This window comes from Arachidicoccus sp., assembly GCF_050436765.1.
GTDB lineage: Bacteria > Bacteroidota > Bacteroidia > Chitinophagales > Chitinophagaceae > Arachidicoccus.
The window spans coordinates 1-12496 of the sequence record NZ_JBNQGD010000010.1; the positions used below are offsets into that span (position 1 = coordinate 1).

The following is a 12496-nucleotide window of genomic DNA, read 5'->3' on the forward strand; positions in this document are numbered from 1 at the left end:
CGAGATTTATATTGAATTGAATGTAACGGAACGTCCACGTGTCTCAAAATTCTATTTCAAAGGAGTAAGTAAAACGCAAAGTGACGATTTGAAAAGCAAGAGTGGCATTATATCTGGGCACGTGATTACCGATAATATGAAAATGACGGCTGTAGATGCTATCCGTAAATATTTTTCAGAAAAAGGGTTTCGTCGTGTAAGTGTTGATATACGGGAGAAAAAAGATTCTTCTTATCAAAATTCGGTCGTTCTTTATTTCGACATAAACAAAGGAGCAAAAGTAAAGGTAGGCCAGATAGAAATGTTTGGCAATGAAAATATAGCAGGACCGAAGTTGAAGAAACAAATGAAAGGAACGAAGGAAGTTTCGCGCCTTACTTTTTATCCACTTCATGATAGTTTTGATACAACCGGCTGGGGGGAGCCCTATAAGTATACTTTAAAAGACTACGCACACGACTATGGGTATCTTACTTATACCAAAACAAGGAATCTAATAAGCCCTTACGTGTATCTCAATCCATTTGCATCCTCTAAGTTTGACGAAAAGAAATATGCCGAAGATAAGCAAAAAATAATTGACTATTACAATTCAAAAGGTTATAGAGATGCGCAAATCTTGAGAGATTCAGTGTATTATAACTCAAAAGGGAATTTGAATGTAGATATAAAATTAAAAGAAGGACATAAATATTATTTTGGCAATGTGTCTTGGGTGGGTAATACTGTTTATTCTGATTCTCTTTTAAGTGCGATTTTAGATATACATAAAGGCGATACCTATAATAGGACACATCTGAACGAAAGACTTGGGTTGGGTAATTCTGCTTCTTCCGATGGAATGAGTATAATGAATTTATATTTAGATAATGGCTATTTGTTCTTTAATATCACTCCGGTAGAAGTAAAAGTATACAACGATACCATTGATTACGTGATGAATATGCGGGAGGGGCCGGAAGCTACACTTAAAAGAGTGAATATTGCGGGTAATGATAAAACGAATGAACACGTAATCCGTCGGGCCTTACATACTTTGCCTGGAGATAAATTTAACAGGAGCCAGATTATGAACTCTATCCGGGAATTGAGTATTCTGAAATTCTTTGATGAGCAAAAAATAAACCCTGTTCCCACTCCTAATGAAGCCGATGGAACGGTGGACTTGACCTATAATTTGGTGGAGAAATCTGCTGACCAATTGCAGTTAAGTGCGGGTTTTGGTGGTGGTATCGGACTTACGGGTACTTTAGGTGTTACATTTAATAATTTCTCCCTAAAAAACATTTTCAATAAAAAAGGATGGTCTCCCTTGCCAACAGGTGACGGACAAACCTTATCACTTAACTTTCAAAGTAACGGAAAGGCATTCCGTTCTTATAATGCTCAGTTCGTAGAACCCTGGCTTGGAGGAAAACACCAAAATGCCTTAAGTTTAAATTTCTCTGATTCGAAGTTTACCAACGGCTATAACTATCTTACCGGAAGATATGATAGTAACGCGGATACTACTTACTTCCGTACCACAAGTATCGGTGTGGGGCTAAGTAAACAATTGAAATGGCCTGATCCCTATTTCTCTTTTGGTTTGCAGTTGAACTATACAAGGTACAAATTGCATAATTATTATATAGATCAGGTGAGCCTTCCTAATTTCCGTAATGGTGCTTCTAATGATATTAATTTGCGCATAACCTTATCGCGCAGTTCTGTTACCAGCTTGCAATATCCAACAGGTGGTTCCAATATCACCATGTATGCGCAGTTGACTCCGCCATATTCTTCTTTTGATCCGTCGATTGCCTCGGCGACCGATCCGGCAAAAAAATATAAATTTATCGAGTATCAGAAGTACCGTTTTACAGGAGACTGGTATGTACCTATCGGTCCACCACACGGGGACGATAAAAAACAATTTGTATTTAAAGCTTCTGTAAAAATGGGCTTCTTGGGAAGATATAATTCAGACATGCCCATTTCTCCATTCCAACGTTTTCAATTGGGCGATGCAGGTATGAGTACAACTTATGCATTGCTCGGTTATGATATTATTTCTCAACGAGGTTATCCGGTATACGAGACTTCTAACCCACGTTATAATCCCGATCAGCAGGGAGCATCACAGTATTTTACTATATTTAATAAATACTCGTTAGAGTTGCGCTATCCGCTTTCTTTGAGCCAGAGTAGTACGATATTTGGTTTAGTGTTTGCTGAGGCTGCCAACGGTTGGTATTCCTTTAGAGAATATAATCCATTTCAGTTAAGACGTGATGTGGGTGTTGGTGCACGCTTTTACTTGCCCATGTTTGGTTTGTTGGGATTTGATTACGGTATTGGTATAGATAGAATACAACAAGGGCAGGGCATTGGAAAAGCCGGAAGGTTCACCTTTATGCTTGGCTACGAGCCGGATTAATAAAGATATAAACAAAAAAATACTCATCAGAAGATTCATCTTTTTGTCGTATTTCTTTTTGTGGGATTAACATCAGCTCCGGTAGGAAGGATTACGCTATTGCGATCCAAATTTAACTAGCGTGATGTAATTTTAAGGACCTTAGGAATTAAGGTAAAATAAAATTGGCAGTATAATTTAAGTTCTTATATTTACACGCACTATTCAATATTTATTGAAGGTGAAAACGAAAACAACAAAATAAAATTTAAAAAAAGAATGAAAAAGGTAATTTTCTCCTTGGTGGCGATAATAGGATTAGGTATCGCAACAAACAACGCAAAAGCGCAATCTTCGATGAAAATTGGTGTATTTGATATAGACCAAATGGTAAGTGCTATGCCTGAGATGAAAGATGTACAAGTTAAGATGCAATCTTATCAAAAAGATACACTTGGGGGTGAAAGAGATCAACTAAGTACATTGTTGGAAAATCAACAAAATACTTATAAGGCTGATTCTTCCGCGAAAAAGTCGCAAGCTATTTTGGATTATGACAGAAAGCAATTAGGTGATCTTTATTCCAAATTGGTAAACTGGCAACAATATGTTCAGCAGGCGTCTCAAAATAAATACGGTGAATTAACACAAGGTATGTACACAAAAGCTGCTGCTGCCTTTAAAAAGGTTGTAGCCGCGCAAAAGATCACATTAGTGCTTAAACCTGATGTAATTCAATATGCAGACGATAAGCAAATAGTAAATTTGTTTATTCCTGTTGCTAAAGAATTAGGGGTTGATTTAAAGTCTGAAGATGCTGCTGCAGCTGGCAAATAATATTTGAGTATAAATATATTTCTTTACAAGAGCTACTGAAAAGTGGCTCTTTTTTATGACATAATGTGGTAGGTAATGCTCAGGGTTCACATTATGATTCAAAGTAAAATAATGTTGATGAAAATGCTTGCATCCATGCAGTTTTTAATGAATGGCAAACGACGGCTAATCTTTTTCGCTATTGCTGTTTAAATGCCTTGGTATAGAAATATATACGCGGGGTCTTTCTCCATAATATTCTGACTTGGTCCTTGACATAGCTTCAGCGGAAGCGCCAAATAGCTACATGAAAAAAGGTCAACTTATATTAAGTTGACCTTTTTTTTCTATACGGTTATAATAATACTTAATTAGTAGTTATTTCTGTATCCGCCGCTGCCGCCGCTGTTACGGTCACGGTTGTATCCGCCGCCGCCGCCGCCAAAGCTTTTCTTTTTGTATTCGCCACCAGCATTTTCTTGCTTTTGGTTTACTACAATTTTGCGACCGTCAACTTCAGTTTCGTGAAGACCAGAGATAGCAGCATTAGCAGCTTCATCATCTGACATTTCTACAAAACCAAATCCTTTAGAACGGTTGTTGTTGAACTTGTCTGTTACAACTTTTGCAGAGATTACTTCACCGTATGGTGCAAATAGTTCGTGCAAATCATCACTGGTCAATTTCCAGCTAAGGTTTCCTACGTAAATGTTCATTTTATTTTTTTTGAACTTGTTAATTTATAAACAGTAACCAAGGCCCAAAAACAATTACGTAAAAAACGTCCGTTAGAAGGATGGAAAAAACTGTTGATTCAAGTACAAAGATATAGGTATTTCTGATATGAACAACTTTTCTTTTAATTTTTCGGTGAGCTAAAGGCAGATAATAGAAAAAGCACATTTTGAAGTAAATGTGCTTTTTTCTGTCTTCTCTCATTTTTATGCGCTATTTGCCTTTGGGCTGATTGTCCCAATCCTTACAATAGTGGACTCCCCAGAGTTTGTATCTGGCGATTTCAGGTTGAAGCCTTTCTTTAAAATCTTCATAATTTTTGTTGGCAGACTTTGTCCAGCCGACCTCTGCCAATGCCGCCATACGAGGGAAAATCATATACTCGACTTTTTGGGGAGAAGTTATGTATTCTGTCCAGAGATTGGCCTGTACACCTAAGATATGTTTATGCTCAGCTAGCGTTAAAGTTTTTGGATAAGGATTGTAGTCATATACTTTTTGAATAGGCAAGAAACCACCGATAGTCAATGAGTCTTCAGGTCTTGTTTGCGCATGATCAAAATACATCCAGCCACTTGGCGACATTATTACATCGTGATTTTGCTGGGCAGCAGCAATACCACCTTCTTCTCCGCGCCAGCTCATTACTGTAGCTTTTGGAGCTAGACCACCTTCCAATATTTCATCCCAGCCAATAATCTCACGACCTTTGCTATTGAGGTATTTTTCTATTCTTTGTATAAAATAGCTTTGCAGTTCCTCTGTATTTTTTAAACCTTTATTTTTCATCAATTGTTGGCAATAGGCAGATTTGTTCCAATAATCTTTCGGGCATTCATCACCGCCAATATGAATATATTTTGAAGGGAAAAGTTTGATCACTTCGTCCAATACGTTTTCTATAAATTTAAAAGTGTATTCGGTGGGTGCATATACATCCGGAAATACGCCCCAGGTTTGTTGGACTTGTTTTCCTGTCTTTGAACCGCTCCAAGGAGCATCTGCATTTGGTTGAAGAACAGTGCTTTGATCCGGGAAACAACTCAACTCCGGATAAGCCGCAATCGCTGCAGAAGAATGTCCGGGCATTTCAATTTCCGGAATGATAGTGATGTAGCGACCTGCAGCATATTTCACAATCTCTTTTATTTGTTTTTGTGTATAAAAGCCGCCTGTCCTTTCATTATCGGTCCCAGTCCCGGGATAGTGACCAATGATAGTGCCATTGCGCCAAGCACCTACCTGTGTTAAGCGTGGATATTTTTTAATCTCAATACGCCAGCCCTGGTCTTCAGTCAGGTGCCAATGAAAAGTATTTAATTTATGCAGTGCTAAATAATCTATGAATTGTTTTACAAAATCGACAGGCATGAAGTGACGACCGCAATCTAACATCATTCCTCTATATGCCAGGCGAGGTGCATCTTTTATCTCAACGCCGGGAATATCTAAAGATGTTGCAACTGTCGTTGGCAATAATTGAATTAAACTCTGCATGCCATAAAAAAGGCCCTCTTCACTACTGGCATTTATGGTGATATTTTTATCGGTAACTGTTAATTGGTAGGCCCCAACTGTATCATTGGGTTGCTCTGGAGTTAAATTGAAACTGATTGCATTTTTTTGAGAAGATTTCTGACCTAATTCAATCCCATAATATTTTTTCAAATAATTGCTAAAAAAAGAGATCGTCTTGTCTGCTTTCTTCGCATTAGAAGAAGTGATATAAGTGCTTTGGGCAGAAAGACTAAAAATATGCGGTGTAGGCAATACACTTTCCGGTTCCGGAATTATGCGAATATTTTGCGCAAAACAAGTTGTGACAATACAGATTGCTGCCACGGCACAGAGTAAGTACTTCATTGTAAAAATATTTTTTAGTGTGGAGTCTCAAATTTAATCTCAATTATTTAGAATTGCTAGGATTACCACTGTTTTTTAAAGAGAATAAAAAAATTACCTTTGAGCAAACGATTGAGTAAATGAACGATAGAGAAAATATTATTGAGGGCATCGGAATTATAAGAAACGAAATAAATGTTGCTTGTGAAAAATCTGGACGAAATAACAATGAAGTGAAGCTATTGCTCGCCACAAAAACTGTTTCGCCAGACCGCATCCGGATGGCTATTGAAGCAGGCGAAAGTCTTATTGGTGAAAACCGTGTACAAGAATATACGGAGAAATTCGAGGCTATTAAGGATTTGAATTGCGAGCGACATTTTATTGGTCATTTACAGACCAACAAAGTGAAAGAAGTCCTGAAGTATGTGAGTTGTATTCAGTCGGTAGACAGAATAGAATTGGCAGAGAAATTAGATAGCCGCCTGCAAAATGAAGGTAGGAGTCTGGATATTTTTGTACAGGTAAATACCTCATTCGAAGAAAGTAAGTTCGGCGTCACACCTGAAGAAGCATTTGCACTTATTAAGAAAATAAATGCTTTGGATACCTTGAAAATAAAAGGATTGATGACGATTGGTTTGTTTAGTGACGAGGAAGTTTTGGTGAAAAAAAGTTACCGCCTTTTGCGTGAAATAAAAGATCGAGCAATCGCAGAGGGGCTTGTCACTGATGATTGTGGTGCCTTATCTATGGGCATGAGTAACGATTTACAGTGGGCAATTGAAGAAGGTGCTACAATGGTGCGGGTTGGCTCTGCTATTTTTGGAAGAAGGGCTTAAGCGGAAGTGTGAAGGTATTCTAAAAAGTAAGATTGACCGCGTGAAGAGCGGATGTCACTTGCTTTGAGTTTGTGACTTTTTAATCAGCACGGAAAATTATATATATTCTTATTTCGATTCGGTGACAAGAACTAATGCGTCCGTGTGTACTTATATTATATGCCCTTGTTTTTCTGTCCACATACACTGTTTGATCGTATAAGTGGCCACTATACGTAAACGTTGTTATCCAAACAAAGGTGACAGGAACTTATCGGTATTAAATTGCCATAATACGGGCGGGAACTACCCACCCGCGGCGGCGCCGAATTAATGCTTATTTGTTGGAGGCTGAAGCATTTTCTTCCCCATTATTTAATTTAACACCAAGATCCTTTGCCACTAATTCAAAAAGATTAACTGCCGCTTTCCAGCCGACAACGTCTTGCACGGCTGTTGGCTTCAAAACCAGTGTCACTTTGGTGTTGGCTAATACTTTTTTATAAGATGCAATCACCTTATCATAAGTGGGTTTTGCAACCTCTGCATATTTTTGCTGTGTTGCTTGTTGTACATATTGCTCCCAGTTTACTTCTTGGCTATATAAATACTCCAATTGCTGCCTGTCATAACTTACAATAGTCACAGATTTTTTTGCCAACGAATCATTGTTGTAGGTGTTTCGTGCATTGGTAAACAATGTGTCTAATTGATCCTTCTGTGCACCAAGAGAATCTTTTTGGAAAGCTACTAGTTTAGGTTGAATAATTGTTTTGAATTCGGGCATTGACTGTACCATTTGATCCATATCAAACACACCAATTTTAAGGGTATTTGTTTGGGCATCAATTTTATTCACTACAATGCCACAGATCATCATTAGAATTAAAGCAAAAGTTATTTTTTTCATCCTTTCTCAATTAAAGTTGTTTTGTAGATATAAGTATCTAAATATAGTAACGATTTTTATTATAAAAACCTAAATATTGTTAATTAATGTTATTAGTACGAATTGCTTAGTTTCTTTTTTAGCTTTGGTAGGACGGTACTTTCACATCGGTCGGAAAAATTTGTTTGCAAATCGCTAAAACCGAAGAAGAAGTTTTTGGTGGAAATGTATGGTAGCTTTCGGAATCGCAAATCCCGAACAACCAAGTTAATGGCTTAAAGAAACACTTCTTCCATGTTAGAAAAAGCTTTGAATTCAACAGGGTTGCCACTGTAGTCTAATACAAACATGGTCCACTGCTCCCCCGTTTTGCCTTCATACCTTATTTGTGGTTTTATAATAAATCGGATGTTCGCAAATTCCAGTTTTCTTTGAATATTTTTAAAATCGTCGATCGATAATAGACATCCGAAGTGAGGAATCGGGACACTTATCCCATCTACTTTTCCGCAATAATCCAAGGGCGGTAAGTTGTCGCTTACATGTGCAGATAATTGATGCCCGAAAAAACTGAAATCAATCCATGAAAGGGTGGATCGGCCTTCCCTGCAACTCAAAAGTTCAATATAAAACTTTCGCGTAGATTCAATATCTTTTACTTTAAATGCATAATGGAAACTATTCATAATGGATGTTTTAAAGCTTACCTGAGGATAAATTTATCATTAATTTTATAGGGGAATCTCTTCAAGTAATATTTCATTTTCTTTTTTATCATAATAAGTACAAGTCATCTTCTCCATGCAAGTGGCCCACTTATCAACACCAAATGTTGCACATTCTTCGATGAATGTCAGGTAACCGGATTGTCCCTGCTGATGGGCCTTCAAACGAGCTTTAAATCGCTCTATATCACATTTTTCAGCAATGGGTAAAGGTTCGTACTTCGCCGGGGCAATTGCTTTATTCTTATTGGTATCAAAATAATCTGTATGCCCGTCGCTTACAAAAGTCACGTAATAAGAGACGCCTAATTTTTTGAGGTCTCTAATGTAGGCCGGAAAATCTGCGCCTGATTTTACTTTGTCGTGTGCTTGTTTGATCTGGTCTACTGTAAACATTTTCTTGATTTTCCCAAAGGTAACACTTACGCTGATTATCATTGTTATCTATCTAAAACTTCACAGTGCCCTACTATTTTTTAAACAATTAGATAGATTTTGTTTTACAAAATTTCTCGTACCTTCCTTGCCTTATTATTTTTATTAAATGGAAAAACGCTGGAACATACTGCCGACCGACGAAGTACATGAACGGGCTTTGCATGCCGTACTCAAAATAAATCCGGCTTTGTGCAGGATCTTGGTTCAGCGTGGGTTTAATACTTTCGAGAAAGCGAAAGCTTTCTATCGCCCGGAATTGACAAATCTTCACAGCCCATGGCTAATGAAAGATATGGACAAAGCTACTGCCCGTATTTTGCAAGCATTTGACGCAGGGGAGAAAATTATGGTTTATGGCGATTACGATGTCGATGGCACTACATCTGTTGCGAGTATGTATAGTTTTTTATCGGCGATTTACTCGCAGGTTGACTATTATATCCCCCACCGTTATAAGGAAGGTTACGGAATATCAAAAATAGGAATCGATTATGCAAAAGAAAACGATTTTTCCTTAATTGTTTCCTTAGATTGTGGTATCAAAGCTGTGGATTTGGTAGCGTACGCAAAAACTTTGGAAATCGATTTTATTGTTTGTGATCATCATTTGCCAGATGCTGAAGTTCCGGACGCTATTGCTATTTTGAACGCGAAGCAAAAAGATTGTAGCTATCCTTATAAAGAACTGTGCGGTTGCGGTGTGGGCTTCAAATTGATGCAGGCATTGACTGAAAAGCTCAAACTGCCTCAGGACAGTTATTTGCAATATCTCGATTTGGTGGCAATAGCCATTGCGGCGGATATTGTGCCCATTACCGGCGAAAATAGAATACTTGCTTTTTATGGTGTAAAAAAAGTAAATGAAAACCCATCCACAGGTATTAAAGCATTGCTGGATTTGGCGAAGAGAGCTCAGGGTGAGATAGATATTGCTGGACTCGTTTTTGTTGTAGCGCCCCGTATTAATGCTGCAGGTAGGATGGATGATGCAAAGAAAGCGGTGCAACTGTTTATCGAAAAAGACTATGAAAAGGCGGTTCAATATGCCGAAATATTGCATTCGGATAATGATGATAGAAGAGAGGCAGATGCCTCTATTACGGAAGAAGCGTTGAGCTTATTAGAACAAGATGTAAATACGACTAATAAAAAAACCACGGTATTGTTTCAAAGCCATTGGCACAAGGGTGTTGTGGGCATTGTCGCATCGCGCTTAATAGAAACTTATTATAGGCCGACAATTGTATTAACACAAACAGAAAAGATTGTGGGTGGCAGCGCTCGCAGTGTACCCGGATTCAACTTATATGAAGCTGTGCATGCCTGTCGTGAACATTTGCTTGGCTATGGAGGCCATTTTGCCGCAGCCGGGATGACTTTGTTGCCAGAAAAGGTGGAAGCTTTCGCGGAAGCGTTTGAGTTGGTCGTGGCAAATACGATTACTCCTGAATTACTTATTCCCGAAATAAATATTGATACTGAAATAAAATTTTCAGATATCACTTTCTCCTTTTATAATATTATTCAACAAATGTCCCCTTTTGGCCCGGATAATATGTCCCCAACTTTCATCTCGCATAATGTTGAGGATACGGGCTCTTGTAAAATCGTAAAAGAAAAACATATTCGTTTTGTGCTAAAACAGGGCAATTTTCAATTTTCTGGCATTGGCTTTAATATGGCCGAAAAGTTCGATATTATTCTGACACACAAAAAAATAGATGTCGTATATAAAATAGATATCAACCAATGGCAGGGTAATAAAACACTGCAATTGCGTGTAATTGATTTCAGACCGAGCGAAAATTCGTGAAGTTTACTTTTGACTTTTAATATTTCGTAATTACATTTGCTTTTTCAAATCAATTCTCAATCAAATATAATGGTAGATGTAATTCTTGGGCTTCAATGGGGCGATGAAGGGAAGGGTAAAATTGTAGATTACTTTGCACCTGGTTATGACATTGTTGCACGTTTTCAGGGCGGCCCAAATGCCGGGCACACGCTGTATGTAGAAGGCAAAAAGGTAGTATTACATCAAATACCTTCCGGTATTTTTCACCAGGGTGCGGAAAATATTATCGGTGGGGGTGTAGTTTTAGACCCGGTTATTCTTCAACAAGAATGTAAAACGGTAGAAGGTTTTGGCATAGATGTAAAGAAAAATTTACTTATCTCACATCGTACCAATCTTATTTTGCCTACGCATCGCGCTTTAGACAAAGCTTCTGAAATGCAAAAAGGAGAAGGTAAAATTGGCTCCACTTTAAAGGGTATAGGCCCGGCTTATATGGACAAAACCGGACGAAACGCATTGCGCGTGGGCGATTTGTTAAATAAGAATTTTACTTCTCAGTATATAAAACTGCGTTTGAAGCATCAACGCTTACTGGATAATTTTAATTTTACAGAAGATATTTCTAGTTGGGAAGATAATTTTTTTGAAGCAATAGAAACTTTGCGTTCATTTAAGATAATTAATGGCGAATATTATATCAATAATAAAATAGCGGAAGGGAAAAAAGTGTTGGCAGAGGGTGCGCAAGCAGCCATGTTGGATATTGATTTCGGAACATATCCTTATGTGACTTCTTCAAATACTATTTCTGCTGGTGTTTGTACAGGTTTAGGTATCGCGCCACAAAAAATTGAAAGAGTTTTGGGCATTACCAAATCTTATTGCACACGTGTTGGGGGCGGCCCGTTTCCGACCGAATTGGAAGATGAAACGGGAGAAAAACTGCGCAAAATAGGTAGCGAATTTGGTGCAACTACAGGTAGACCACGGCGTTGTGGCTGGATTGATTTAGTTGCGTTGAAATATGCTTGTATGATTAACGGCGTAACCGATGTTGTAATGACTAAGGCTGATGTGTTGGACAGTTTTGAAAATTTACAGCTTTGCACGTCTTACACAATCAACGGTGAGCAGACACAGGAAGTGCCGTTGCAGATGGAAAAATTGCCCTTGCAGCCCAATTATAAAACAATGAAGGGTTGGAATGCAGATACTACAAGTATTAAAGATGCTGGCAAATTACCTGAAGACATGAAAAAATATATCGCTTTTATGAATGAATATTTGGGCGCACCGGTGAAATATGTTTCTAACGGGCCGGGCCGGGACCAAATTGTTTCATTATAAAAAAATATTAAAAAAATAATTGCGGAAAAATTTGTTCAATTAAAAAACTCGTTGAAATTTTACGGTAGAAATCTTGATGAACCATGGCAACAAAATCAGATAAAGAAAAAAAAGGTGCTCCTAAAAAGAGTGTAGAGAATGCAAAGAATGCTTCTCCAAAGAGTAAAAAACTGGATGAAGATCTAGACGATGATTCCAATTTTGATGAAGAAGACGACGAGGATATTGTACCTCGCAAAAAGTCTTCCTCCAAAAAGAAGGACGATGATGATGACGATGATGATGATGATGATGAAGTAGTAGATGATTGGGATAAAGTAGAAGAGGATAACGATTGGGATCCTGACTTTGATGAGTTTGATGTTCCAAAATCTAAGTCTAAATCCGGTTCAACAAAAAAACCCGCTGGGGGCAAAAAAAGCGAACCTGAACCAGATGAAGATTTTAAGTTTGATGATGATTTGAATGACTTAAACCTTTTCGATGAGGAGGATGAATTTGATGATGATTTTTAAATAAATTATTAGCATAAAAAAATAATTTAGCACTAAGTAGATAATCAAATATTTGCTTAGTGCTTTTTTATGTGGTAGATTTATGCAATTGGTGAAGTTTTTGCATCCTATAGCTGAACAATTTTTTAAACACAATAATAAAAGAATATGAAAAAAATTAATTTAGTTGCAG

At 37.7% G+C, this 12496-nt stretch carries 11 protein-coding genes; 6 read left to right on the forward strand and 5 right to left on the reverse strand.

Translation table 11 applies throughout. The features are described from left to right. Together ACQR30_RS00380 and ACQR30_RS00385 are read left to right on the forward strand one after the other, a co-directional pair. Positions 1 to 2419, forward strand: a 2419-nt coding sequence (locus ACQR30_RS00380) for a BamA/OMP85 family outer membrane protein (RefSeq protein ID WP_429729661.1), incomplete at its 5' end; no start/stop codon positions are given. A gap of 258 nt (positions 2420 to 2677) precedes the next feature. Beyond that, positions 2678 to 3235, forward strand: coding sequence for an OmpH family outer membrane protein (locus ACQR30_RS00385; protein ID WP_429729664.1), 558 nt, complete (start codon positions 2678 to 2680; stop codon positions 3233 to 3235). Between the two features lie 350 nt (positions 3236 to 3585). On the opposite strand, the gene ACQR30_RS00390 is transcribed toward ACQR30_RS00385, so the two are convergent. Both ACQR30_RS00390 and ACQR30_RS00395 read right to left on the reverse strand, forming a co-directional pair. Then, positions 3586 to 3930 carry an RNA recognition motif domain-containing protein gene (locus ACQR30_RS00390; RefSeq protein ID WP_429729667.1) on the reverse strand — a complete coding sequence of 115 codons (345 nt, stop codon included), beginning with the start codon at positions 3928 to 3930 and terminating at the stop codon, positions 3586 to 3588. 232 nt (positions 3931 to 4162) lie between these two features. Further along, positions 4163 to 5812: a beta-N-acetylhexosaminidase gene (locus ACQR30_RS00395; RefSeq protein ID WP_429729671.1), complete on the reverse strand. Its 1650-nt coding sequence runs from the start codon at positions 5810 to 5812 to the stop codon at positions 4163 to 4165. 119 nt (positions 5813 to 5931) lie between these two features. On the opposite strand from ACQR30_RS00395, the gene ACQR30_RS00400 reads away from it, so the two are divergent. Then, a complete protein-coding gene (locus tag ACQR30_RS00400; RefSeq protein ID WP_429729674.1) occupies positions 5932 to 6633 on the forward strand; it encodes a YggS family pyridoxal phosphate-dependent enzyme in 702 nt (233 codons plus the stop codon). Between the two features lie 316 nt (positions 6634 to 6949). On the opposite strand, the gene ACQR30_RS00405 is transcribed toward ACQR30_RS00400, so the two are convergent. The 3 genes from ACQR30_RS00405 to ACQR30_RS00415 form a co-directional block, all read right to left on the reverse strand. Next, positions 6950 to 7522, reverse strand: a complete 573-nt coding sequence (locus ACQR30_RS00405) for an OmpH family outer membrane protein (RefSeq protein WP_429729677.1) — start codon at positions 7520 to 7522, stop codon at positions 6950 to 6952. Between the two features lie 254 nt (positions 7523 to 7776). After that, complete coding sequence (locus ACQR30_RS00410; protein WP_429729680.1) at positions 7777 to 8187, reverse strand: VOC family protein; 411 nt, start codon at positions 8185 to 8187, stop codon at positions 7777 to 7779. A 45-nt stretch (positions 8188 to 8232) separates the two neighbouring features. After that, positions 8233 to 8622 carry a DUF1398 domain-containing protein gene (locus tag ACQR30_RS00415; RefSeq protein ID WP_429729683.1) on the reverse strand — a complete coding sequence of 130 codons (390 nt, stop codon included), beginning with the start codon at positions 8620 to 8622 and terminating at the stop codon, positions 8233 to 8235. Positions 8623 to 8770: 148 nt separating this feature from the next. Between ACQR30_RS00415 and recJ the strand changes: the two genes are divergently transcribed. The 3 genes from recJ (at position 8771) to ACQR30_RS00430 (ending at position 12324) form a co-directional block, all read left to right on the forward strand. Next, positions 8771 to 10477, forward strand: a complete 1707-nt coding sequence (gene recJ, locus ACQR30_RS00420) for a single-stranded-DNA-specific exonuclease RecJ (RefSeq protein WP_429729687.1) — start codon at positions 8771 to 8773, stop codon at positions 10475 to 10477. A 69-nt stretch (positions 10478 to 10546) separates the two neighbouring features. Continuing rightward, positions 10547 to 11809, forward strand: coding sequence for an adenylosuccinate synthase (locus ACQR30_RS00425; RefSeq protein ID WP_429729690.1), 1263 nt, complete (start codon positions 10547 to 10549; stop codon positions 11807 to 11809). Positions 11810 to 11892: 83 nt separating this feature from the next. Beyond that, entirely contained in the window at positions 11893 to 12324 is a 432-nt protein-coding gene (locus tag ACQR30_RS00430; protein ID WP_429729693.1) for a hypothetical protein, read from the forward strand. The last annotated feature ends 172 nt before the right edge of the window (positions 12325 to 12496 follow it).